Source organism: Marinobacter sp. bablab_jr008 (assembly GCF_016464145.1).
GTDB lineage: Bacteria > Pseudomonadota > Gammaproteobacteria > Pseudomonadales > Oleiphilaceae > Marinobacter > Marinobacter nauticus.
In genome coordinates, this window is the sequence record NZ_JACDWW010000054.1 from 82,553 (window position 1) to 105,381 (window position 22,829).

General features: G+C 57.1%; 24 protein-coding genes. 5 read left to right on the forward strand and 19 right to left on the reverse strand.

Features of this window, described 5'->3' with window-relative positions:
- Positions 1-76: 76 nt before the first annotated feature.
- Together JIF53_RS07665 and lpxH are read left to right on the forward strand one after the other, a co-directional pair.
- Positions 77-577, forward strand: a complete 501-nt coding sequence (locus tag JIF53_RS07665; RefSeq protein WP_121206796.1) for a peptidylprolyl isomerase — start codon at positions 77-79, stop codon at positions 575-577.
- Positions 574-1,299, forward strand: coding sequence for a UDP-2,3-diacylglucosamine diphosphatase (lpxH, locus tag JIF53_RS07670; protein ID WP_199452184.1), 726 nt, complete (start codon positions 574-576; stop codon positions 1,297-1,299). The genes JIF53_RS07665 and lpxH overlap by 4 nt, the downstream gene beginning before the upstream one ends.
- Here the strand turns inward: lpxH and JIF53_RS07675 are convergent.
- The 3 genes from JIF53_RS07675 to JIF53_RS07685 all read right to left on the reverse strand — a co-directional run bounded on the left by JIF53_RS07675 (position 1,283) and on the right by JIF53_RS07685 (position 3,480).
- Positions 1,283-2,152, reverse strand: coding sequence for a hypothetical protein (locus JIF53_RS07675; RefSeq protein WP_199452249.1), 870 nt, complete (start codon positions 2,150-2,152; stop codon positions 1,283-1,285). The two genes, lpxH and JIF53_RS07675, sit on opposite strands and share 17 nt — an antisense overlap.
- A gap of 49 nt (positions 2,153-2,201) precedes the next feature.
- Positions 2,202-2,603: an acyl-CoA thioesterase gene (locus tag JIF53_RS07680; protein ID WP_199452185.1), complete on the reverse strand. Its 402-nt coding sequence runs from the start codon at positions 2,601-2,603 to the stop codon at positions 2,202-2,204.
- A 106-nt stretch (positions 2,604-2,709) separates the two neighbouring features.
- Positions 2,710-3,480, reverse strand: a complete 771-nt coding sequence (locus tag JIF53_RS07685) for a ferredoxin--NADP reductase (RefSeq protein WP_031210976.1) — start codon at positions 3,478-3,480, stop codon at positions 2,710-2,712.
- A gap of 136 nt (positions 3,481-3,616) precedes the next feature.
- On the opposite strand from JIF53_RS07685, the gene JIF53_RS07690 reads away from it, so the two are divergent.
- Positions 3,617-4,522: a LysR family transcriptional regulator gene (locus tag JIF53_RS07690; RefSeq protein ID WP_014421143.1), complete on the forward strand. Its 906-nt coding sequence runs from the start codon at positions 3,617-3,619 to the stop codon at positions 4,520-4,522.
- Here the strand turns inward: JIF53_RS07690 and JIF53_RS07695 are convergent.
- Positions 4,495-5,106, reverse strand: coding sequence for a tRNA-(ms[2]io[6]A)-hydroxylase (locus JIF53_RS07695; RefSeq protein ID WP_031210476.1), 612 nt, complete (start codon positions 5,104-5,106; stop codon positions 4,495-4,497). The two genes, JIF53_RS07690 and JIF53_RS07695, sit on opposite strands and share 28 nt — an antisense overlap.
- 257 nt (positions 5,107-5,363) lie before the next feature.
- Between JIF53_RS07695 and acnB the strand changes: the two genes are divergently transcribed.
- The gene (acnB, locus tag JIF53_RS07700) at positions 5,364-7,958 is read left to right on the forward strand and encodes a bifunctional aconitate hydratase 2/2-methylisocitrate dehydratase (protein ID WP_199452250.1); all 2,595 of its coding nucleotides are present in this window, start codon (positions 5,364-5,366) and stop codon (positions 7,956-7,958) included.
- 159 nt (positions 7,959-8,117) lie between these two features.
- Here the strand turns inward: acnB and putP are convergent, their stop codons facing one another.
- The 12 genes from putP to JIF53_RS07760 form a co-directional block, all read right to left on the reverse strand.
- Positions 8,118-9,605 carry a sodium/proline symporter PutP gene (gene putP, locus JIF53_RS07705; RefSeq protein ID WP_199452186.1) on the reverse strand — a complete coding sequence of 496 codons (1,488 nt, stop codon included), beginning with the start codon at positions 9,603-9,605 and terminating at the stop codon, positions 8,118-8,120.
- 312 nt (positions 9,606-9,917) lie between these two features.
- Positions 9,918-10,697 carry an AraC family transcriptional regulator gene (locus JIF53_RS07710; RefSeq protein ID WP_011785337.1) on the reverse strand — a complete coding sequence of 260 codons (780 nt, stop codon included), beginning with the start codon at positions 10,695-10,697 and terminating at the stop codon, positions 9,918-9,920.
- Between the two features lie 98 nt (positions 10,698-10,795).
- Entirely contained in the window at positions 10,796-11,440 is a 645-nt protein-coding gene (tmk, locus tag JIF53_RS07715; RefSeq protein WP_153740321.1) for a dTMP kinase, read from the reverse strand.
- Entirely contained in the window at positions 11,437-12,507 is a 1,071-nt protein-coding gene (gene mltG, locus JIF53_RS07720) for an endolytic transglycosylase MltG (RefSeq protein ID WP_153740322.1), read from the reverse strand. The genes tmk and mltG overlap by 4 nt, the downstream gene beginning before the upstream one ends.
- Positions 12,507-13,325, reverse strand: a complete 819-nt coding sequence (gene pabC, locus JIF53_RS07725; protein ID WP_153740323.1) for an aminodeoxychorismate lyase — start codon at positions 13,323-13,325, stop codon at positions 12,507-12,509. The genes mltG and pabC overlap by 1 nt, the downstream gene beginning before the upstream one ends.
- Positions 13,326-13,331: 6 nt before the next feature.
- Positions 13,332-14,579: a beta-ketoacyl-ACP synthase II gene (gene fabF / locus JIF53_RS07730; protein WP_153740324.1), complete on the reverse strand. Its 1,248-nt coding sequence runs from the start codon at positions 14,577-14,579 to the stop codon at positions 13,332-13,334.
- 125 nt (positions 14,580-14,704) lie between these two features.
- Positions 14,705-14,938 (reverse strand): acyl carrier protein, encoded by a 234-nt coding sequence (gene acpP, locus JIF53_RS07735; RefSeq protein ID WP_008938713.1) that lies wholly within the window; start codon positions 14,936-14,938, stop codon positions 14,705-14,707.
- Between the two features lie 132 nt (positions 14,939-15,070).
- Positions 15,071-15,814, reverse strand: coding sequence for a 3-oxoacyl-ACP reductase FabG (fabG, locus tag JIF53_RS07740; RefSeq protein WP_011785342.1), 744 nt, complete (start codon positions 15,812-15,814; stop codon positions 15,071-15,073).
- Positions 15,815-15,830: 16 nt separating this feature from the next.
- Positions 15,831-16,769 carry an ACP S-malonyltransferase gene (gene fabD / locus JIF53_RS07745; protein ID WP_153740325.1) on the reverse strand — a complete coding sequence of 313 codons (939 nt, stop codon included), beginning with the start codon at positions 16,767-16,769 and terminating at the stop codon, positions 15,831-15,833.
- 127 nt (positions 16,770-16,896) lie between these two features.
- Positions 16,897-17,901: a phosphate acyltransferase PlsX gene (gene plsX / locus JIF53_RS07750; RefSeq protein ID WP_014421134.1), complete on the reverse strand. Its 1,005-nt coding sequence runs from the start codon at positions 17,899-17,901 to the stop codon at positions 16,897-16,899.
- Between the two features lie 42 nt (positions 17,902-17,943).
- Positions 17,944-18,123, reverse strand: coding sequence for a 50S ribosomal protein L32 (gene rpmF, locus JIF53_RS07755; RefSeq protein ID WP_011785345.1), 180 nt, complete (start codon positions 18,121-18,123; stop codon positions 17,944-17,946).
- A gap of 30 nt (positions 18,124-18,153) precedes the next feature.
- Complete coding sequence (locus JIF53_RS07760; RefSeq protein ID WP_121206806.1) at positions 18,154-18,711, reverse strand: YceD family protein; 558 nt, start codon at positions 18,709-18,711, stop codon at positions 18,154-18,156.
- 141 nt (positions 18,712-18,852) lie between these two features.
- On the opposite strand from JIF53_RS07760, the gene JIF53_RS07765 reads away from it, so the two are divergent.
- Entirely contained in the window at positions 18,853-19,446 is a 594-nt protein-coding gene (locus tag JIF53_RS07765) for a Maf family protein (protein WP_121206807.1), read from the forward strand.
- 13 nt (positions 19,447-19,459) lie between these two features.
- On the opposite strand, the gene JIF53_RS07770 is transcribed toward JIF53_RS07765, so the two are convergent.
- Genes JIF53_RS07770 through rluC form a run of 3 tightly spaced genes read right to left on the reverse strand, consistent with a single transcriptional unit; the run spans position 19,460 to position 22,256 of the window.
- Positions 19,460-20,509, reverse strand: coding sequence for a S49 family peptidase (locus JIF53_RS07770; RefSeq protein ID WP_121206808.1), 1,050 nt, complete (start codon positions 20,507-20,509; stop codon positions 19,460-19,462).
- A gap of 29 nt (positions 20,510-20,538) precedes the next feature.
- Complete coding sequence (locus JIF53_RS07775; protein WP_023009931.1) at positions 20,539-21,189, reverse strand: HAD family hydrolase; 651 nt, start codon at positions 21,187-21,189, stop codon at positions 20,539-20,541.
- A complete protein-coding gene (gene rluC / locus JIF53_RS07780; RefSeq protein ID WP_206769539.1) occupies positions 21,189-22,256 on the reverse strand; it encodes a 23S rRNA pseudouridine(955/2504/2580) synthase RluC in 1,068 nt (355 codons plus the stop codon). The genes JIF53_RS07775 and rluC overlap by 1 nt, the downstream gene beginning before the upstream one ends.
- Positions 22,257-22,829: the final 573 nt, after the last annotated feature.

Consider the following 22,829-nt stretch of genomic DNA (forward strand, 5'->3'; position numbering starts at 1 on the left):
GACTCATGCACCGGACGAAACTCTTGAGTACAATAGCCACTTTAAACATTCCGATCCCCAAACACAGGAAACCCTGATGATTCTGCTGCAGACAAACTTCGGTGATATCAAGCTGGAACTGGACTACGAGAAAGCCCCGGAAACCGCCAAAAACTTCGAACAGTACGTTCGCGACGGTTTTTACGATGGCCTGATTTTTCACCGCGTTATCAGCAACTTCATGATTCAGGGCGGCGGGTTTGAGCCTGGCATGACGCCGCGCAAAACCCGCGAACCTATCCAGAACGAGGCTGACAACGGCCTGAGCAACATGGTCGGCACCATTGCCATGGCCCGCACCATGGACCCCCACTCCGCCACCGCCCAGTTCTTCATCAACGTTGAGAACAACGGTTTTCTGGACCACACCGCCAAGAACGCCGAGGGCTGGGGCTACTGCGTATTCGGCAAGGTGGCCGAGGGCATGGAGACCGTCAACAAGATCCGCGCCGTTCGCACCACCATGCGCGCCGGCCACCAGGACGTCCCGTTTGAGGACGTAGTGATTGAAAAAGCCGAGGTTCTGGAGGACGCGTGACCACGCTGTTTATCTCGGATCTGCACCTGGAAGAATCGCGCCCGGATATTACGGGTGCGTTTCTGACCTTCCTCAGAGACAAAGCCTTGGGCGTTGAGCGTCTATACATTCTTGGCGACTTTTTTGAAGCCTGGATTGGAGATGACGAGCGCACCCCGCTGCAGGAACAGGTGGCGGCGGCTTTGCGGGAGGTGCGGGACACCGGCACCGACATCTACCTGATGCACGGCAACCGGGACTTCCTAATCGGCGAAGACTTCTGCACGCGCGCCGGCGCCACACTGCTGGATGATCCGACGGTAGTGGATCTGTATGGCACACCTGCCCTACTGATGCACGGTGACAGCCTCTGCACGGCCGATGTGGAATATCAGAAGTTCCGGGCCAACATGCGTAACCCGCAAACGGTGAAGATGCTTCTCTCCCGCCCACTCAAAGATCGTCAGCTGATGGCACGGCAACTGCGGGAAATCTCCATGGCGAAGAATCAGGGCAAGGCTGAGACCATCATGGATGTGACCCCCGGGGAAGTGGTGAAAGAACTGGAAGCCCATAACGTTCAACTGATGATTCACGGCCACACCCATCGCCCCGCCATTCATGAGCTGGAAGCCAATGGCAAGCCTGCCCGCAGGATTGTGCTGGGGGACTGGGATAAAAATATCTGGTGGCTGGAAGCTCGCCCGGGACAGGAACCCGAGCTGCTCAAGACGCCGTTGTAGCCATCTGGTCTGTGGCGGGCTCCCGGTAGGTTTCCAGCCGTTTTAGCCAACCGGGCAGCCAGCGCTCCCGCTCAATCGGATTTTCGGCATTTCGGGCGCGGCGGGTCAACACCTCCCCCGCCGCTTCCCGGAAAGCGTCAAGAGTCGATTGCCCCGGCTCCGGCTCCATGGCCAGAAGCACCTGCAACAACCCCCAACCCTCACCCTTGTAGCGCTCGGATTCAGCGAGCCCTTCGCCCTTGAAATTGACATAATCCATCAGTGCATAGACGCCACCCGGGGTGGCACTCAGCTCCTCAAGATGACGTTGAACGATTTCCTGACGATGATCGGGAACATCATCCAGAATAGAGCCCAGCGACGCCTGGGCACGGCGAAAAATGAACTCGGCCTGCAAACCCTGCGTGCCTGCCAGAAACTCCCGAAGTTCAGCAACGCGGACCGAATCCTGCATCTGCATAAAGGCCGCACGATCCGGCCAGGGAGCATCCAGCGGATCAAGCCCGCGCAACCAGTCCGGCACCGGCGCCTGGCGCTGATTCATATAGGTAATCAACTGCGGAAAGCTCTCGACAAAACGGCCTTCAATCCCCTCCGGATACCAGATGAAGTGTCCTATGCCCAAAGACGGGAAAGCTTCCCCCTCGTTCCAGTGCACCAGACACCGGAACCGCCCCGCACATTCATTCTGGAAAATCCTCTGGCCGACCCAGTCCAGTTGAGCCGGCTCCAGGGCCAGGGAAATATCCACAACCGAAACCGCCCGCCAGGAGGAACCCGAGGGATCATCGGGCGCACCCTGCTCTTCCCCGGAATCACAGCCTGCCAGCAGCAGAGAGCCGGCCAGCGCCATCGCCAGACAAGAAAGCCTTGAGGTCACAGCCCCTCCATTGACGGCACCATTACGCCATATCCTTGACCTTATGTTCAGCCAATTCTGCCTTGATGGCCTCAGGGATGGGAACAGACTTTTCATTTTCGTAATCGAAGTGAATCAGTGTCGCGACACCACGGGCGATCTGCTTGCCATTCTGCCAGGCCTCCTGAATCACCTGGAACGAGCTGTTACCAATGTTGCCCACGCCGGTCCTGATCTCAACGGGCATGTGCCAGTAACTCTGGGCCAACAGGTCAATCTCCAGCCGGGCAATGATCAGAGGCCAGGTTTTTACGTCCAGCGACGGGTGGAAAATGCGAAAAATCGGAGTACGTCCCTGCTCGAACCAGACCGGAAGGGAGGTGTTGCTGATATGGCCAAGCGCGTCTGTATCACTGAAGCGGGGCTGAATCTCAAGGGTAAACATAGGTATAGTCCTGCTGTGAAAGAGCGAAAACTATACACACAAACTTTGTCGCAAAAAAAATCCCGGAGCGTTAACCCCGGGATTTTTCGCTCGTACTTTAGTCGAATTACTGCTCCACGAAGGCCCGCTCAATCACATAGTGGCCCATGTCGCCACCACGGGCTTCACGAAAGCCCATGTTATCGAGAATGGCACAGGTGTCCTTGAGCATACTCGGGCTGCCACAGATCATGAAGCGGTCCTGCTCCACGTCGAAATCCGGCAACCCGAGATCCCGTGTGATCTTGCCGGTTTCCATGGCATCCGTCAGCCGGCCCTGGTTGCGGAAGGGCTCCCGGGTCACGGTCGGGTAATACACCAGCTTGCCACTGACCATCTCACCAAAGAATTCGTTCTCCGGCAGCTCTTCAATCTCACTCTGGTAAGCCAGTTCCGAGATATAGCGTACACCGTGGGTCAGAATCACCTTGTCAAAGGCCTCATAAACTTCCGGATCCTTGATGATGCTCATGAACGGTGCCAGCCCGGTGCCGGTGCTGATGAGCCAGAGGTTTCGGCCCGGCAGCAGATTGTCCAGTACCAGCGTACCCGTCGGCTTGCGGCTGACCAGAATCTCGTCACCCACTTTGATCTGTTGCAGGCGCGAGGTCAGCGGGCCATCAGGAACTTTGATAGAGAAAAACTCCAGCTCTTCTTCATAGTTCGCACTGGCGATACTGTAGGCGCGCATCAAAGGCTTACCGTCCGTCTCCAGACCAATCATCACAAAATGACCATTCTTGAAACGGAAGCCGGGATCCCGACTGGTCTTGAAGCTGAACAGCGTGTCGTTCCAGTGGTGCACACTGGTTACGGTTTCTTTCATCAGGTTGCTCATGGGAGCCCTCGCCTATTAACGTCAGTCCATCAGGAATTGAGAATAGTTTAACCTTTTGCTTGAAATCGACAAAACGGGCTGTTTTCATAAGGCTATTCGATTTTTCCGATAAACAGCTTCCACCGGAAGAGGCCCTATGAAATACAGCTTTCGTCAGCTCGAAGTTTTCCTGGCCGCCGCCCATTTCCAGAACATCACCCGGGCTGCCGAATCCTTGGCCATGTCCCAGTCCGCCGCCAGCAGCGCCCTGAAAGAACTGGAGAGTCAGTTCGATATCCAACTCTTCGACCGCGTGGGCAAACGGCTGCAATTGAACGAACTCGGCCGACTCTACAGGCCCAAGGCAGAGTCCCTGCTGGCGCAGGCTACGGAACTGGAGCAGGCCTTCAGTAAACATTCAGAAGTCGGCGCCCTGAAAGTCGGCGCTACCCTGACTATAGGGAACTATCTGGCCGTGGGCGTGATGGCCAAATACATGAATACCCCTACCCGCCCGAAAGTTTCACTGGAGGTGGCCAACACCAGCTCCATAGCCCGCCGAGTCCGGGACTTCGAACTGGATATCGGTCTGATTGAAGGCGAGCTACAGTCCCCGGAGCTGGAGGTAATTCCCTGGCGGGAAGACGAACTGACGGTATTCTGCTCTCCGTCACACCCCCTGGCCCGAAAACAGGCTCTGACCGACGAGGACCTTCGTCAGGCGGTCTGGATTATGAGGGAACCGGGATCTGGCACGCGGCAGAGCTTCGAACGGGGGATGCACGGCCTGTTACCAGACCTAAACATCCTGCTGGAACTGGAACATACCGAGGCCATCAAGCGGGCCGTAGAGGCGGATCTGGGCATCGGATGCCTGTCCAAAGTAGTCCTGGCCGACGCGTTCAAGCGCGGCAGCCTGGTCCCGCTGAGTGTGCCCGACTATCGGAAATTCGACCGCCAGTTCTACTTCATTCTGCACAAACAGAAATACCGCAGCGCCGGAATCGCCCGCTGGATGTCACTTTGCCAGGAGCTTCAACCTGCCAGAACCGGGCCGCTGTGAAAGCGGAACTCGGAATCCGGAGATTCAATCAGCTTTTGCTCGATGGCCAGGAACTCCGCGACGCGGTCATCCACCGGGCCACCATTGGCCTGCTCGGCCAGCTTCAGGTAATCCTGGTAATGACGCGCCTCGGATTTGAGCAGGCTGTTGTAGAACTCAGCCAGTTTCTCATCCAGCGACGGAGCCAGCGCGGCAAAACGCTCACAGGATCTGGCCTCAATAATGGCACCGACGATCAACACATCTACCAGTCGCCCCGGGTCTTCTGTTCGCACCGCTTCCCGCAGGCCGGCGGCATACCGCGCCGGTGACAGATGGGTATAGGTAACCCCGCGCTTTTTCATGATCGCCAGTACCTGCTCGAAGTGCCTCAGTTCCTCACGGGCCAGACGCGACATCTTGTTGAGCAACTCGGTGTTGTCCACATAGCGATACATCAGACTCAGCGCGGTGGACGCCGCCTTCTTTTCACAATGCGCATGGTCGATCAGCAGCAGGTCCTGGTTCGCCAGGGCGCTGTCAATCCAGGTTTGCGGGGTACGGCACGGAAGGAAATCGTGAATTTCTTGCAGGGCGTCGTTCATATCGCGGTTCAGGCTGAAAATTCGGGAGGCGGGAGTATAGCGCACTTAACAGATTCCTCCGACCTCTGTCCAACTTAACTTTATAAGGGGTTTCCTATAGAATGCAGCGCCAGATCAAGGAGTCTCTGAATAAATCCTGAAACCCCATCAGTGATTTGAGGCGTTATTCAGAGGCTCCTGCGGCCTTTTCGCCAAAAAACTCCCGCCGGGCACCACGCCCACAGCGCGGAACATTCCAACTGATGAGGGTCCATATCGTGTTAGAAGCCTATCGTGAACACGTTGCCGAACGTGAAGCCCTGGGTATTCCCCCCAAGCCCCTGAACGCCGAGCAGACCGCCGCCCTGGTTGACCTGCTGAAGAACCCGCCGGCCGGTGAAGAAGAAACCCTGGTTTACCTGCTGGAAAACCGCATTCCGCCGGGCGTAGACGAAGCTGCCTACGTTAAGGCTGCATTCCTGTCTGCCATCGCCAAGGGCGAGGCCACTTCCCCGCTGGTCAGCAAAGAATACGCCGTAAAGCTGCTCGGCATGATGCAGGGCGGTTACAATATCGAGACCTTGGTTGAGCTGCTGGACGACAGCGACCTGGCCGAGCTGGCCGGTGAGCAGCTGAAGAAAACCCTGCTCATGTTCGACGCCTTCAACGATGTGAAGGAAAAGATGGACGCAGGCAACGCCGTTGCCAAGTCCGTGGTTGAGTCCTGGGCCAACGCCGAGTGGTTCACCAACAAGAAGAAGGTTCCCGAGAGCACCAAAATGGTGGTGTTCAAGGTTACCGGCGAAACCAACACCGACGACCTGTCTCCGGCCCCGGATGCCTGGTCCCGCCCGGACATCCCGCTGCACGCCCGCGCTGCCTATAAAATGGAACGTGACGGCCTGAAGCCGGAAGAGCCCGGCGTAACCGGCCCGATGAGCCAGATCGACGAAATCAAGGCCAAGGGCCTGCCCGTTGCCTTCGTTGGTGACGTAGTTGGTACCGGTTCTTCCCGTAAGTCTGCCACTAACTCTGTTCTGTGGTTCTTCGGTGAAGACATCCCGGGCGTGCCGAACAAGCGTGCCGGCGGTGTCTGTATCGGTAACAAGGTTGCCCCGATCTTCTTCAACACCATGGAAGACGCCGGCGCCCTGGTATTCGAAGCCCCGGTCGACAACATGAACATGGGCGACGTAATTGAAATTCGCCCGTATGAAGGCAAGATCCTGAACGAAGCCGGCGAGACCATCTCTGAGTTCAAGTTCAAGTCTGATGTGATCCTGGACGAAGTTCAGGCCGGCGGCCGCATTCCGCTGATCATCGGTCGTGGTCTGACCAACAAGGCCCGCCAGGCTCTGGGCATGGGCGCTACTGACATCTTCCGTCTGCCGAAAGATCCTGAAGCTGGCGACAAGGGCTTCACCCTGGCCCAGAAGATGGTTGGCAAGGCCTGTGGTCTGCCGGAAGGCAAAGGCGTTCGTCCGAACACCTACTGTGAGCCGCACATGACGACCGTAGGCTCCCAGGACACCACTGGCCCGATGACCCGTGACGAGCTGAAAGACTTGGCGTGTCTGGGCTTCCAGGCAGACCTGGTAATGCAGTCCTTCTGTCACACCGCCGCTTATCCGAAGCCGGTTGACGTTGAAATGCAGCACACCCTGCCGGACTTCATCCGCACCCGTGGCGGTGTTTCCCTGCGTCCGGGCGACGGCATCATCCACTCCTGGCTGAACCGCATGCTGCTGCCGGACACCGTAGGTACCGGTGGTGACTCCCACACCCGTTTCCCGATGGGCATCTCCTTCCCGGCTGGTTCCGGCCTGGTGGCATTTGCCGCTGCAACCGGCGTTATGCCGCTGGATATGCCGGAATCGGTTCTGGTTCGCTTCAAAGGCGAAATGCAGCCTGGCATCACCCTGCGTGACCTGGTACACGCCATCCCGCTGTACGGCATCAAGCAAGGCATGCTGACTGTTGAGAAGAAAGGCAAGATCAACGAATTCTCCGGCCGCATCCTGGAAATCGAAGGTCTGGAACATCTGACCGTTGAGCAGGCATTCGAACTGTCTGACGCCTCTGCCGAGCGTTCCGCTGCCGGTTGTACCATCAACCTGTCGGAAGACTCCGTGGCTGAGTACCTGCGCTCCAACATCGTAATGCTGCGCTGGATGATTGCTGAAGGTTACGGCGATCCGCGCACCCTGGAGCGTCGCGCCCAGCAGATGGAAGAGTGGCTGAAGGATCCGAAGCTGATGCGTGCTGATAAAGACGCGGAATACGCCCACGTGATCGAAATCGATCTGGCTGACATCAAAGAGCCGATCGTGTGCTGCCCGAACGATCCGGACGATGCCAAGTTCCTGTCAGAAGTGGCTGGTGACAAGGTAGACGAAGTGTTCATCGGTTCCTGCATGACCAACATTGGTCATTTCCGTGCCGCTGGCAAGCTGCTGGAGCAACACAAGGGCGCCCTGAGCACCCGTCTGTGGATGTCTCCGCCCACCAAGATGGACCAGCAGCAGCTGATGGAAGAAGGCTACTTCAATACCTACGGCACCGCCGGTGTTCGCACCGAGATGCCGGGCTGCTCCCTGTGCATGGGTAACCAGGCACGTGTAGCACCGAAGTCAACGGTTCTGTCTACCTCTACCCGTAACTTCCCGAACCGTCTGGGTGATGGTGCCAACGTGTACCTGACTTCTGCGGAACTGGCTGCTGTGGGCGCGGTACTGGGCAAACTCCCGACTCCGGCGGAGTACATGGAGTACGCCAAGGACCTGAACAGCATGTCCAAAGAGATCTACAAGTATCTCAACTTCGACCAGATGGAAGAGTACACCCAGAAGGCATCTGAGGCTTCCGTAGCCTGAGATCTTCTGAGGTAGCCTACCTCTGATCTGAAAACGCCAGCCTTCGGGCTGGCGTTTTTTTTGGTCCTGACACACAAACCCATGACCAGCGACACTCCATTATTCAAGGACAAAAAAAAGGGCTCCCGAAGGAGCCCCTTATTCAGTGCAGGTGAATTATCACCGTTCGATGTGCTGGTACTCACCGGCATCAGAAGTGGCCAGAGTCACCACAACGATAGCGATAAACGCAGCAATGAAACCCGGGATAATCTCGTACACACCCGGGCCACCCATGAACTCACCGTTCCAGCCCAGAGAGATCCAGATCATCACGGTGGCTGCACCCACAATCAGGCCAGCCAGTGCGCCTGCACCGTTGGTACGCGGCCAGGTCAGAGCCAGAATGATCAGCGGACCAAAGGCAGCACCGAAGCCCGCCCAGGCGTTACTGACCAGTCCCAGAACCTGGGAATCCGGATCAGACGCGATAAAGGCTGCCACCAGGCCAACCGCCACAACACAGGCCCGGCCAACATTGACACACTCTTTATCCGTGGCTTCCTTGCGCAGGAACAGACGGTAGAAGTCTTCGGTCAGCGAGGCGGAGGAAACCAGCAACTGACTGGAGATGGTACTCATGACTGCCGCCAGCAGCGCGGCGTACAGGAAACCGGTAATCAGCGGGTGGAACAGCAGATCTGACAGAACAATGAAAATAGTTTCCGGATCAGCAACGTCCAGGCCATTACGTACAGCGTAGGCACGGCCAAACACACCCAGCGCGATCGCGCCAATCAGGGAGATGCCCATCCAGGACATACCGATATTACGGGCAGTCCCTACCTCACCCACGGTACGGATAGCCATGAAACGTACGATGATGTGCGGCTGGCCGAAATAGCCGAGCCCCCAGGTAACCGCCGACAACCAGCCAATCACCGTGAGCCCTTCCGTCCACGACAGGAGCGTTGGATCCACACTGTTCAGGGTCTCGGAAGCCTGGGCGAAACCACCACCGCCTTCGCCAAACAGCACTACTGCAGGCATGATGACCAGAGCGAGCATCATGATGCAGCCCTGCACGAAGTCCGTCATGCTCACCGCGAGGAAGCCGCCGACCACGGTGTACGCCAGCACCACACCCAGGGTGATCACAATACCGGCGGCGTAGTCGCTCATGCCACCGAAGTTAAAGATACCAGCGAAGGCGCTTTCAAACAGCTTGCCGCCGGCAACCAGGCCAGAGGCGGTATAAACCGCGAAGAACAGCACGATAACGATGGCGGATACTGTGCGCAGCGGCAGAGCCTTGGTTGGGAAACGGTTGGCCAGAAACGCCGGGATGGTGAGTGCATTGCCATAATGCACGGTCTGCTCCCGCAGCCGGGGTGCAACCACAACCCAGTTGATGAAAGCACCAACAAACAGACCGATACCAATCCAGGCCGAGGCCAGACCGGTAACATAGAGGGCGCCGGGCAAACCCAGCAACCACCCACTCATATCTGATGCGCCGGCTGACAACGCCGCAACTTTAGGACTGAGGGCACGGCCCCCCAGCATGTAATCCTCAGCAGTGGCTGATGATGTGCGCATGGCCCAGAGGCCAATTACGATCATCAGGGCGAAATACGCAAATAGACTGATCCAAACTCCAATAGCCATATGGCTCCTCCGGTTTTATGAGTCGGATAAGATCCGCTCGATTGGCACAACACCAGATCAAAGATCGGCACTGTGTGCCGTTTTTTTGTATGTCTCGGATTCGTCAGACCTGTAGCAAGAATCAACTTGCCGGGATTCCTCATTGAATATAGCTGATCGCCAGATCTTTGCGACCAGCCAGCTCAGCTCCGGAGCCTCGGTCCTCGGGCGATATAAATTAGTATTACTACGGATTCGAGGCTTACAAAATCCTACGATTATTTTGCAGAATCCTACGGGACTGACGTCAAAACCTACGAATCCACGCCTGAATCAGGCCACATGTTCATTCAGTTGTAGCCTGGAAGGTGTAATGCCCCGATGTTTTCTGAGCGCGTTGGTCAGCGCACTCTGCGATGAAAAGCCGGTGCGATAGCTGATTTCAGAAACCGAAAGCGAGGTCGAGGAGAGTAGTCCAACCGCCTGATCGAGGCGGGTTTGCAGCAGAAACTGATGCGGCGTAGTCCCGGTAACCTGCCGGAAAATCTCATGAAACCGGCTCACACTCAGGCATGCGACACCGGCCAGATCCTGGACGGTTATCTTGCGGTGAAGATTGCCGACGATATAGCGGCGGATGTCCTCGGGATTGAGACTGTTTCTGTTACTGGAAACGGGGGGGCGGTCGACGATGCGCTCAGCCATGCAATGGAGAATACTGGCGGCGAGGTGCTGATGCAGCGCCCGGTTATCCGGTGAACGGTCGAATTCACCGGCGGCAAACTGGACCAACCCCTGAATACGGTTATCCATCTGTACCGTACGCGGCTTCTCAAACAGCCGCATCAACTTGTCGTAGTCCGAGTGCAGTGGTGTCGACAGTGCTGCGCAGAAGGGATCAACATTGATGACCAGCACGTGGTTTTGCTGATCACCACAATAATCGTGGCGCGCCTCTGTAGGTACCAGACAGGCTTTCCAGGTGTCGAGGCAGGCACCGGATCCATCAATGCTCAGCTCCGCCTGCCCGCGCACACCGACCACGATCTGGTGGTGTTCATGGTGATGCTGTTGGGCAGCCGTGGGTAGCTTCAAAAGTTTCGCGTTGAGCATTACTACTGAAAGCCGTTATCGAGAATGTTCCTCAATTAAAGCAGAACATTACAAAAAGTGCACGAAAACACCGGGATTCGCCAGCGATCTGTCTGCTGTCAGTCAGAAACCGGCAGTTTTGCCAATGCGGTCAGGAGGGCTGATACACTCTCGGATACCTGCTCGAGGGGTAAGGCGGCGTTTACCACATGGTAGCGCCCGGGCATTTCCGTCGCGCGCTCCAGATAGGTTTCCCGTATCCGCTGAAAAAATGCCTGCGCCTCCCGCTCAAACCGGTCAAGCTCACCGCGCTTTCGAGCACGAGCCATACCGGTTTCCACAGGTGCATCCAGCAGAATAACGTGGTCCGGACGCACCTCACCCTGAACCAGAGCCTCCAGCAACGCAATCCGTTCTCGGGCAACGCCACGACCACCACCCTGATAGGCGAAGGTAGCATCGGTAAACCGGTCACAGAGAACCCACTTACCGGCGGAAAGTGCCGGGAGGATTCTGTTATGGAGGTGCTGAGCCCTGGCGGCAAACATCAGCAGCAGCTCGGTGGTTTCGTGTACTGACTCCTCTCTGGGGGCCAGCAACAGCTCACGGATGCTTTCTGCCATAGGGGTGCCACCTGGCTCACGGGTCACAATGTAATCAATACCAAGCCGTTCCAGGGTTTTCGCAGCGTTATCCAGCTGTGTTGACTTGCCAACCCCTTCGGTACCCTCGAATGTAATGAATCGCCCTCTGGCCAAAATCATTGCTCTCCGTTACTGCTGGTTTCTGAATCCGGGGCCGGGAATGAACGGTAATCTTCCCGGCGGTTCAGCTGGAACTCACGCACGGCTTTCTGGTGCTCGGCAAGCGTACGGGAAAACTTGTGACTGCCATCCCCCCGGGCGACAAAGTACAGGGCATCGCCGTCATCCGGATGCAACGCGGCATGAATGGATTCTCGTCCCGGTAACGCAATAGGCGTTGGCGGCAGGCCATCAATGCGATAGGTGTTATAGGGCGTCCAGGTACGAAGGTCACTACGGCCAATCCGGCCCCGGTACTTGTCACCCATGCCATAGATGACGGTTGGATCCGTCTGCAGGCGCATCCCCTTCTGCAGGCGCCGGACGAACACACCGGCCACCTGTTGTCGCTCGCCGGCCACTCCGGTCTCGCGCTCCACAATCGAGGCCATGATCAATGCCTCATAGGGACTATCATACGGGAGCCCTTGCTCACGGTTCTGCCATTCTTCCTCAAGGACCCCGGTCATGATGTTGTAGGCGCGCTTGAGAACATCGAGATCGGTTTCACCACTGTGAAACAGGTAGGTATCCGGGAAAAACCAGCCTTCGGGATGCTGCCCTTCGGCTCCCAGAGCCGCCATGATTTCCTCATCCGTCCAATCGGTGGTCTGCCTGGTGAGCCTGTCGGTGCGCGCCAGCGCTGCCCGCATCTCGGCAAAGGTCCAGCCCTCGATAAACTGCACGGACCAGAGTTTTACCTTGCCTTCCACCATCAGGTTGATCATGTCGACAGGGGTCATGCCAGAGGTGAACTCGTAGTCTCCCGCCTTGATCAGGGTCTGCTCTGGGTTCAGGCGCCCGTGAATTCGCAACCAGAGCGGGTCATCCACAAACCCTTGCGTAGCCAGCTCCCGCGCCACTTGGCCAAACGCCGTGCCGGGCTCGACAGAAAACAGGGTCGGCTCGTCAAGGACAACCGGGGTCTCAAGTGTTTTCAAACCCTGCCAGAGCCAGAGACCACTGCCGGTAACCGCCAGAACAGCAAGAGCAACAATACCTACGAGTAGCTTTTTGAACACGCGCATCAATCCGGTCGCTTATGAGGATCGCAAATTGTCGCAAGCCGGTTGCCCACAGGCAAATCAAGGCCCGCCAGATTGCGAACCGGAACAACTCCAAGCACGCTGTTGGTCAGGTACAGACCCTGGCATTCGCGGCCCAGCAGGTCCTCCACCTGCAGCTCACATTCCCGGAAAGGCTCACCCGCGGCATGCAGGCATTCGATCACTTTTCGGCGCATCACACCGGAAACCGCCAACGAGGCCGCCGGAGGCGTTCTCCAACCATCTGGGCCATGCAGAAATAAATTGGTCCGGGTACCTTCAACCACATGCCCTGCCGCGTTGGTCATCAGCAACTCAAATGTTGGATCCTTCATTTCCCGGGCCGCCATAACCTGCTCCAGCCGATTGAGGCTCTTGATGCCAGACAGGAGTGGATTGACCGTCAACGGTACCCGGGAGAAGTCCACCATGACCCCGGTTTCGGGCGGCAGCGGAGGAAGAACGGAATGGAACAGATACAGATGAGGGCTGACATCAGCTGCCGGCCGATACCCGCGGCCACCGCTGCCACGGGTTACCACCAGCTTGAGCACCCAGTGGCTGCCGCCATGAATGGCCCCATAGCGCTGCATTGCGCCGGCAACCGCAGACTCAAGTTCGGGCCGACTCAGAGAAATACCCAGGCGCCCGGCATCCCGCACCAACCGGTCAAGGTGATAGACCAGCAAAGGCGCGGAATCCCCGTTCACCCTGATGGTTTCGAACAGGCCATCTCCATATGCCAGCCCCCGGTCACCAGGGAGCAGGCAGTCGTCGTCTGCCCAGTAGAGCTTCAACACCCGGGCTCAACCCTCGTAGCGGCTGACGATCAGGGTCCCGTTGGTGCCGCCAAAGCCGAACGAATTCGACAGCGCGACCTTCACATCGGCATCTCTGGATTTGTGCGCCACAAAGTCCAGATCACAACCTTCATCCGGATGATCAAGGTTGATGGTAGGCGGCAACACCCCGTCCCGGACTGCCAACACCGAGAATATAGCCTCAACGGCACCCGCGGCGCCCAGCAGATGTCCGGTCATGGATTTGGTGCTACTCATGGCCAGTCTTTCCGCATGGCTGCCAAACACCGATTTGACTGCAGCCACCTCAGCCACATCGCCAACCTGAGTAGAGGTTCCATGGGCATTGATGTATCCGACCAGATCCGGGCTGATGCCGGCATCGCGGATGGCATTTCGCATGGAGCGCGCCGCGCCCTCACCATCGGCCGGGGGGGCCGTGATGTGATGGGCGTCATCACTCATGCCAAAGCCGATGACTTCGCCGTAAATGGTTGCTCCTCGCGCCCTGGCGTGTTCCAGCTCTTCCAGAACCACAACGCCGGCGCCATCACTGAGTACAAAGCCGTCACGGTCACGATCCCAGGGGCGACTGGCCTTTTCCGGCTCATCATTGCGGGTCGACAGGGCCCGGGCGGAGGAAAATGCCGCCACGCCGCTGCGTGTGGTCGCCATTTCAGAGCCGCCGGCCAGCATGACATCGGCATCGCCGTAGGCGATGGTTCTGGCGGCATAGCCGATATTGTGTGTTCCAGTGGTACAGGCGGTCACGATCGCAATATTCGGCCCCTTGTAGCCGAAACGGATCGCCGCATTACCGGAAATCATATTGATGACGGATGCCGGCACAAAAAACGGCGAAACCTTGCGCGGGCCGGCCTTATCCATCTGAAGAACGTTCTTTTCGATGTATTCCAGGCCACCGATACCTGAACCTATGGCAATCCCTACCCGCTCCTTGTCGAGCTTGCTGTATTGCTCAAGGCCGCTGTCATCTACCGCCTGCTGCGCTGCAATCAGGCCATAGTGAATAAAGGCATCCAGCTTTCGCGCTTCCTTGCTGGACAACCAGGGCTCGATATCAAGATCCTTGACGGCACCGCCAATGCGAGTGGTGTACTCGGACGCGTCAAAGCGGTCAATCAGTCCGATGCCACTGCGTCCGGCACGAATGGCTTCCCAGGAAGACGTCACATCATTCCCCACCGGAGAAAGCATACCCATTCCCGTGATGACAACCCGTCGCTTGCTCATATCCCCAATCACCCGATTGTTCCGTCTCTGATGGTTCACTGCTGGCCAATGTCCGACCAATAAAAAAGCCGTCCTTCAATAAGCCCAAAGGACGGCTTTTGCCTGGCTATCTGATTCGCAGGGTATCAGGTGTGCGCGACAATGTAGTCGATCGCGTCCTGAACGGTGCCCAGCTTTTCGGCCTCTTCGTCAGGAATCTCAGTCTCGAATTCCTCTTCCAGGGCCATAACCAGCTCAACAGTGTCCAGTGAGTCAGCGCCAAGATCCTCTACAAAAGAAGATGTGTTCTGAACTTCGGACTCTTTCACGCCCAACTGCTCACAAACAATCTTCTTAACGCGCTCTTCAACTGTACTCATAATGTCCTCACTTTATGTGTCAACCAAGCAACTCTATGGCTGCCAGTTTAGTTTAAACCCCACCTGCAAACAAGCAGGGATTCTGTCAAACATGTTGTGCGACAAGGGGTTGCACACCAGCCCGGAACGGACTTAACCCATGTACATGCCGCCATTCACATGAATGGTTTCTCCGGTTACGTAAGCGGCGCCGTCCGATGCCAGGAAAGCCACCACAGCGGCAACCTCCTCCGGCGACCCCAGGCGACCAGCCGGTATGATTTCCAGCATAGCCTCACGCTGCTTATCGTCCAGTTTTTTGGTCATGTCTGTGTCAATAAAACCAGGTGCCACGCAGTTCGCCGTGATACCGCGGTTAGACATTTCCTTGGCCAGGCTACGGGTAAAACCCTCAACACCGGCCTTCGCCGCACAGTAATTGCCCTGCCCGGGATTTCCCATACCAGCAACCACTGAGCTGATATTGATGATTCTGCCCCAACGGGCTTTCGCCATACCACGCAATACCGCCTTGCTGGTGCGATAGACGCTGGACAGGTTGGTTTCCAGAACCTCAGACCAGTCATCGTCTTTCAAGCGCATCAGAAGGTTATCACGGGTGATGCCGGCATTATTGACCAGAATCAGGGGCGCACCTGATTGCTCGGCAAGCTGCTTGAGGCCAGCCTCGATGCTCTCGGGCTCTGCCACATTCATAACAATGCCATAGCCACTGAAACCCGCTTCTTTCAGGCCATCGGTAATGGCCTGGGCCCCCTCGGCACTGGTCGCGGTACCCACCACTTCGGCTCCCTGCCGGGCAAGTTCATGAGCAATGGCTTTGCCAATGCCTCGACTGGCGCCGGTTACCAATGCAACTTTGCCTTCCAAAGACATAATTCACTCCGTGTAATCAGGACTGACCAAAGGCCTTAAGGGCTTCAGCCAGAGAATCAGGACTCTCGATGCCGTGAACCGGCAGAGAACGATCGATACGTTTGATCAAACCGGCCAGTACCTTGCCGGCGCCACACTCAACAGCCACACCCACCCCTTCGGTAGACAGCCGCTGTACCGAGTTTGTCCACAGCACCGGTGAGTATAGCTGCTTGAGCAGATTGGCTTTCAGCACCTCTGCATCCCTTGCCGGCTCAGCATTGACATTCTGGACAACGGGAATGACAGCATCGTTAAACCGAATATCCTCAAGGGCTTCAGCCAACTGTTCCGCCGCCCCCTTCATGAGCGCACAGTGGGAGGGAACCGAAACCGGCAACGGCATGGCCTTGCGGGCACCTTTGGCTTTGCAGGCTTCAATGGCCCTTTCAACGGCCGCTGCGCTACCGGCAATAACCACCTGGCCCGGCGCGTTAAAATTCACTGCGGCAACCACATCACCTTCAGCAGACTCCTCACACGCCGACACCACATCCGAGTCCTCAAGACCCAGAATGGCCGCCATACGCCCCTGCCCTTCAGGCACGGCATCCTGCATCAGTTCACCGCGCAGCTGAACCAGCTTTACAGCTTCAATAAAATCCAGGCTTTCCGCCGCCACCAGGGCGCTGTATTCACCCAGACTGTGGCCAGCAACAAAATCCGGCCGGGGGCCGTCAGATACACACCACTGCCGCCACAGCGCAACACTTGCGGTCAGCAGAGCAGGCTGAGTAACCATGGTTTTATTGAGCTCTTCGGCGGGGCCATGCTGGCAAAGATGCCACAGGTCAAAGCCAAGAACGTTGGACGCCTCGTCAAACGTTTCGGTGATCATCGGCCACGCTTCAGCGGCAGCAGATAACATGCCGACTGACTGGGAACCTTGTCCGGGAAAAACAAACGCTGATTTCATAAGCGGAATCTTATCGTCAATGAAGGGTTACTGAAGATTAGCCAATAGTACAATCAGGGCCAATTATCCGCGAATAAGAGCCGGGATGCGGGACGACTTTAGTCGCGCTCCCGATAACGAGGAGGGATCATAACATCAGATCATCGAGTCTTTCGTTGATCCTTCGTGGCACTTCCAGCTGAACTTCACGAACTGCCTGCCGGATCGCCGCCAGCATCGCCCGCTCATTGGCATTGCCGTGGCTCTTGATGACCACACCCTGCAATCCGAGCAGACTGGCGCCATTGTGCCTGGAAGGGTCCATCAATTGCAGAAGTCGCCCGATAATCGGCCGGGCCAGCAAGCCCACAAAACGACCGTACATGGAGCGTGTGAATGCCTGTTCCAGTAATTCGATCAGCAGGCCGGCAACCCCCTCTCCGGTCTTGAGGGCTATATTGCCCACGAAACCGTCACACACTACAACATCGGCGACATCGCGAAAAAGGTCACTTCCCTCGACATAACCGATGTAGTTGATAGTGTCGCACTGGGCCAACATGTGTGATGCGAGCCGGACCTGTTCATTACCCTTGATCTCTTCCTCACCGACATTCAGCAGCGCCACCCGTGGCTCAGACTGGCGGCAGATAGCGGATGCCATCAGGGACCCCATCAGGGCGTACTGGTAAAGATTCTCCGCTGTGGAATCGACGTTGGCCCCAAGATCCAGGACATGACAGCGGCCACGCAGAGAGGGGATCAGCTTTGCGATGGCAGGACGTTCAATCCCGGGATACATTCGAATGATCGAGCGACCGAATGCCATCAGCGCACCGGTATTTCCGGCACTGACACAGCCCTGCGCTTCTCCGTCCCGCACGAGACTGAGCGCAATGGCCATAGAGGAGTTTTTCTTGTGGCGGAGGGCATGGGAAGGCCGCTCGTTCATACGAACGACGTCGGCAGCCTCAACAATTCGAATACGAGCATGCCCCTCATGCAACAAAGCCTCGAGCTCGCTCCGGATTCCCACCAGAACAAGACTCAAGGCCTCGTTTTCACGTACTGCTTCCAGCGCAGCATGGACGACAACCGCGGCACCGCGATCACCGCTCATAGCATCAATGGCAATGGTGACCGGCGTGTTCACCACTCGTCCATGCGGCACAGGTCAGAAGAAATCCCCGACGAATTACTCGTCGCGAGCCTCAACTACCTGTTTGCCACGGTAGAAACCGTCTGGAGATACGTGATGGCGACGATGAACTTCACCAGTTGTTGCGTCGGTAGACAGAGCAGCAGCACTCAGTGCGTCGTGTGAACGGCGCATGCCACGCTTTGAACGAGTTTTGCGATTTTGCTGTACAGCCATGGTTATGCTCCTGACCTATTTTCGAATACGTTAATGCTTTGTCGTCTTAAGTCCCGCCAGAACACTGAACGGGTTCTCTTTTCTTTGCTCTGTCTCGGGCTCTTCGGTAGCCTCGGGCACTTCGAGCGCTTCAAGATCTTCTTTTGCCGGACACTCTTCCCGCTCGTGGAGCGGAAATGGCGGCAGCACCAGAAGCAACTCGTCTTCCACCATTGCCCAGAGATCGGCGTTGAAATCCTCTACCAGAAATGGCTCCAACGCTTTCGGCAACCGCTGCGCCTGCTCATCACTGATGACCAGACCGAGATCAAAACGGGATTCCAGAGTCACCTGCATGTCACCCATGCAGCGCTGGCATTCCAGAATGACCGGCGCAGACAACTCACCCGACACTATCCGGCGACGCTCCCCATCCCGATAGAAAGACAGCTTTACGCTGCACTCACCATCTTCTGGCAGTCCCGGCACAGCTTCACGAAAACGAGAAAGCCCCCTGAAAGGAATCACCCCTTCAAGCGTTGTGTTCTGCTCTGCCAACTTGTTTGGGTCGACAGATCTGGGCAGTTCGACGATCGGCGCTTTGGACATAGGCGCGCAATTTTAGGGGCGAGACCCGCCTCTGTCAAAGACTTAATCGACTTTCTACCGGGCCTTTCGCCCGGAATAGGGGTATTTTACGATATCAGCCCGAAAGAACCCCCATATCCAACCGACCGGACCTGAAACCCTATGCTTCCTCCCAAGCTGCTATTGGCCTCTTCCTCACCCTACCGAAAGCAATTGCTGGCCCGGCTCGACCTTGCGTTCGACACTGCCAGCCCCGACATCGACGAAACACCCACTCCAGGAGAAGCAGCCGAAGCCCTGGCCGTCCGACTTGCAGAAAGCAAAGCAAAAGCTCTCGCCCCGCGCTTTCAGGACCATATCATCATCGGCTCTGACCAGGTGGCGGCATTACCGGATGGCAGCCTGCTGAGCAAACCCGGCCACTACGACACAGCAAAACAGCAATTGATGCGAAGCAGTGGCAACCGGGTGCGCTTTCTCACCGGTCTGGCCGTTCTGGATACCCGAAGCGGCAACCTTCAAACTCACTGCGAACCGTTTGAGGTGCACTTCAGGGACTTACAGGAAGAGGAAATTGAAGGCTACCTGCAGAAAGAGCAGCCTTACGACTGCGCGGGGAGCTTCAAGATGGAAGGTCTTGGCATCGCCCTGTTCAGCCGCCTTCAGGGCGACGATCCCAACAGCCTGATCGGCCTGCCGCTGATTGCACTCACCCGTATACTGAGAGAGCTGGGCATCAATCCATTGCTGGACTGATGCCCGAGGCAACTTATCGGAGCTCCAGTCGTGACTCCATCAACCGGGTTGCGACACCTTCACCAACGGCGACCCCCAGCTGATCCACAAACTTCTGAAAAGGAGAGCGGCTGCGACTGTAATCGACAAGCTCCTCTTCGCCCACCAACTGGCGCGCGACCCAGGATGAACTGCCCAGACCATCTACAAGCCCCAGCTCTACCGCCTGCTCACCACTCCAGACCAGACCACTGAACAGCCGGGGATCATCCGCCAGGCGATCGCCCCGCCCCTGCCTGACCGCTTCAATGAACTGCTTATGGGTGTTTTCAAGCACGCCTTGCCAGAACGCAACCTCTTCCTCCTGCTCCGGCGAGAACGGGTCCAGGAAAGCCTTGTTGTCACCTGCGGTATAAAGACGACGATCCACGCCAATCTTTTCCATCGCCTCAGTGAAGCCAAAACCACCGGCCACTACACCAATCGATCCGACCAGACTGGCCCGGTTGGCGTATATCTCATCGGCTGCTGCGGCAATGTAATAAGCGCCCGATGCACCAATATCAGAAATCACCGCGTAGATCTTCTTGTCGGGATATTCCTCCCTCAACCGCTTGATCTCATCATAGACATAGCCGGACTGCACCGGACTGCCACCCGGACTGTTAATCCGCAGCACAACCGCCTTCGAGCTCTCGGCCTCAAACGCGGCACGCAATGCCCCGACCAGGTTATCTGCACTGGCCAGCTCATCAGCAGCAATCGGGCCATTCACCTCTACCAGCGCGGTATGGCTTCCCACTGTGGCCCCGACGCCTTCTCCGAAGGGCGCACGAATCATGAACAGCAGCGCAAACAGATATCCGAACGTGAGCAGCTTGAAGAAAATACCCCAACGACGACTGCGCCGCTGCTCCGCCTGCAATGACATCACCAGCTTTTCAATCAGACGCCAATCACGCCCCGTCTCCGGCGGCATCGACGGCTTCCTGCTGCCAAACAAGCCACCTCGGGCGCCCCGGGCTTCTGACTCAACGGGCTTGTCGCCCCACTCCGACTGCTTATCCGAATCCCACTCGCTCATTCGTCTTCCTTACTTGCAACGTCCTGCTGTTAGCGCAGACCCAACACCTTCCGGAGGTCCGCCACTGAATTCACCACTGCATGAGGATCATAGGTCTCAAGCACATCACGCTTATGCACCCCCCACTCCACACCGATGGAGGGCATGCCAATACGCTGAGCCATCTCCAGATCGTAACGGGTATCGCCAATCATCACAGCCTCTTCCGGTTCATAGCCGTAGAACGCCAGGATTTCCTCCAGCATCAACGGATGCGGCTTGGACCGGGTTTCATCCGCACAGCGCGTGATATCAAAATGCGACCCCAGACCACTGGAGGTCAACGCCAATTCAAGACCCCGCCGACTCTTGCCAGTCGCCACCGAACACCCACGCCCGGAACCCCGGAGATCGGCAACCACATCGGCCATGCCGTCGAACACATTCTGGGGCGTGGTCACCTTCTTGAAGAAGTAACCGGCATAACCTTCACGAATACGAACCATCTCCTCACGACTCAGACCCGGATACAGCTTCTCCAGCGCCTCAATCATGCCCAGACCAATAATGTCGCGATAGGCCTCTCGCTCCAGCTCTGGATACCCCAGCTCCGTTGCCGCCTGGTGCAGGCTGTCAGCGATATGGTCCACTGAATCAATCAGCGTTCCGTCCCAGTCAAAAATAACGACTTTTACCTTCATCAAGACCGCTTCCCGCTTCGCTTGGTCAATTCTTCGAGCACCCCGGAAAAGGGCCCGTCGTATACTGCTTCCAGCCGCATGGGCTCACCCGAACCCGGAAGCGAAAACTCAAGAGCCCTGGCGTGCAACATCAAGCGCTGCCCACCAATGGCCCGGAAAGCTTTCAGGCTCGCATCATCCATATACTTGTCATCGCCCGCAATCGGATGACCCGCCCAGGCACTGTGTACCCGAATCTGGTGAGTCCTGCCGGTCACCGGCGATGCCTCAACAAGACTATACCCCTGAAATCGCTGCAAACAGGTAAACAAAGTCAGGGAACTCTTGCCCTCCTCACTGACCCGAACCCGACGCTCGCCATTAGGCATCTCAAAACGCAACAGCGGCTCAGCAACACGATCAACATTTTCCGGCCAACTGCCGACCACCAGAGCGTGGTAATACTTGCGAATCCGCTTCTGCCGCAGCTCATCCTGCAAAAACCGCAACGCGGAACGCTTTTTAGCCACCATTACCAGACCAGACGTATCGCGATCCAGACGATGAACCAGCTCCAGAAACCTGGCTTCCGGCCGGGCCGACCGCAACACTTCAATCAAACCGAAACTCAGTCCGCTTCCGCCATGAACCGCTATACCGGAGGGCTTGTTCACCACCAGCATTTCATCGTTTTCGAAAACGACCGCAGCCTCCATAACCCCCTGCACCCGACTGCCGGGCTTGGGCTGCTCCGCCCTGGCCTGCTGCACCAGCGGCGGAATTCTGACCACATCCCCCGGATTAAGACGGGTATCAGGCTTTACACGCCCCTTGTTTACCCGCACCTCACCCTTTCTGACAATGCGGTAGACAATGCTTTTGGGCACCCCCCGCAATCGTGCAAGCAGGAAATTATCCACCCGCTGCCCTGCCATATCCTCATCAACGGTAATCCACTGAACCTCTGTCGCCACCTTCCCCGGAGCACGCTCAGACCCCGCTTTGACAGCAGATTTTCCGACACCACGGGCTTTGTCCGTGGCGGGGCGACGGCCCTTTGACTTGCGGGAATCGGGGGTGCGCGACATGAAAATCCTTGCGTTGATGACCTGCGGTGCCGTATGCCCGCCCCGCGAACCGGGACAGACGCAATTTGGGAGTTGTCTGACTACGCCGTACCTGTTATATTCCGGCGTGCTCTGCCGTTTGTCTACGGCCTGACGAACTCTGGTCAGAAGCCGGAGCGGCAGCAGTATACCGATACTGATTAAGAGTTTGAACGCTGCAAAACCAATCATTAACGGATGCAGCGGGAAACAGACTCCCGGAATCACAGGCCAGACCGAGAAAGGCTGTTACCTGCTCCGGGAGAGGAAAACCGACTGGAAAACCGTCGGGCGACATCGCGAAGAATCATTGCCACGCAAACCCGGGCCGTCCAGCAAACCAATACGACGTGAGACCCAGGGGCTTGTGTGAACCTGAAACGGATATTATGCGTCAACAGACTCTCACCCTATTCGACCTCGACCTGCCCACCGGCAGGCGGGATGTCGGCGGTGGTCTCAGACACCCAGGATTGCACCCCATAAGGGTATGATCCGTCTGGCCGCCGGCCTGCCTGCTGTAAAGGGCCCGCGGCACGCACATCCTGCTTCGCT

What these genes read in the sequence shown, in the direction of transcription:
- JIF53_RS07665 (WP_121206796.1), top strand. Translation starts at nt 77, where the DNA reads ATGATTCTGCTGCAGACAAACTTCGGTGATATCAAGCTGGAACTGGAC.
- JIF53_RS07675 (WP_199452249.1), bottom strand. Translation starts at nt 2,152, where the DNA reads ATGGCGCTGGCCGGCTCTCTGCTGCTGGCAGGCTGTGATTCCGGGGAA.
- JIF53_RS07680 (WP_199452185.1), bottom strand. Translation starts at nt 2,603, where the DNA reads ATGTTTACCCTTGAGATTCAGCCCCGCTTCAGTGATACAGACGCGCTT.
- JIF53_RS07685 (WP_031210976.1), bottom strand. Translation starts at nt 3,480, where the DNA reads ATGAGCAACCTGATGAAAGAAACCGTAACCAGTGTGCACCACTGGAAC.
- JIF53_RS07690 (WP_014421143.1), top strand. Translation starts at nt 3,617, where the DNA reads ATGAAATACAGCTTTCGTCAGCTCGAAGTTTTCCTGGCCGCCGCCCAT.
- JIF53_RS07695 (WP_031210476.1), bottom strand. Translation starts at nt 5,106, where the DNA reads ATGAACGACGCCCTGCAAGAAATTCACGATTTCCTTCCGTGCCGTACC.
- putP (WP_199452186.1), bottom strand. Translation starts at nt 9,605, where the DNA reads ATGGCTATTGGAGTTTGGATCAGTCTATTTGCGTATTTCGCCCTGATG.
- JIF53_RS07710 (WP_011785337.1), bottom strand. Translation starts at nt 10,697, where the DNA reads ATGCTCAACGCGAAACTTTTGAAGCTACCCACGGCTGCCCAACAGCAT.
- tmk (WP_153740321.1), bottom strand. Translation starts at nt 11,440, where the DNA reads ATGATTTTGGCCAGAGGGCGATTCATTACATTCGAGGGTACCGAAGGG.
- mltG (WP_153740322.1), bottom strand. Translation starts at nt 12,507, where the DNA reads ATGCGCGTGTTCAAAAAGCTACTCGTAGGTATTGTTGCTCTTGCTGTT.
- fabF (WP_153740324.1), bottom strand. Translation starts at nt 14,579, where the DNA reads ATGAGCAAGCGACGGGTTGTCATCACGGGAATGGGTATGCTTTCTCCG.
- acpP (WP_008938713.1), bottom strand. Translation starts at nt 14,938, where the DNA reads ATGAGTACAGTTGAAGAGCGCGTTAAGAAGATTGTTTGTGAGCAGTTG.
- fabG (WP_011785342.1), bottom strand. Translation starts at nt 15,814, where the DNA reads ATGTCTTTGGAAGGCAAAGTTGCATTGGTAACCGGCGCCAGTCGAGGC.
- fabD (WP_153740325.1), bottom strand. Translation starts at nt 16,769, where the DNA reads ATGAAATCAGCGTTTGTTTTTCCCGGACAAGGTTCCCAGTCAGTCGGC.
- rpmF (WP_011785345.1), bottom strand. Translation starts at nt 18,123, where the DNA reads ATGGCTGTACAGCAAAATCGCAAAACTCGTTCAAAGCGTGGCATGCGC.
- JIF53_RS07760 (WP_121206806.1), bottom strand. Translation starts at nt 18,711, where the DNA reads ATGTCCAAAGCGCCGATCGTCGAACTGCCCAGATCTGTCGACCCAAAC.
- JIF53_RS07765 (WP_121206807.1), top strand. Translation starts at nt 18,853, where the DNA reads ATGCTTCCTCCCAAGCTGCTATTGGCCTCTTCCTCACCCTACCGAAAG.
- JIF53_RS07770 (WP_121206808.1), bottom strand. Translation starts at nt 20,509, where the DNA reads ATGAGCGAGTGGGATTCGGATAAGCAGTCGGAGTGGGGCGACAAGCCC.
- JIF53_RS07775 (WP_023009931.1), bottom strand. Translation starts at nt 21,189, where the DNA reads ATGAAGGTAAAAGTCGTTATTTTTGACTGGGACGGAACGCTGATTGAT.
- rluC (WP_206769539.1), bottom strand. Translation starts at nt 22,256, where the DNA reads ATGTCGCGCACCCCCGATTCCCGCAAGTCAAAGGGCCGTCGCCCCGCC.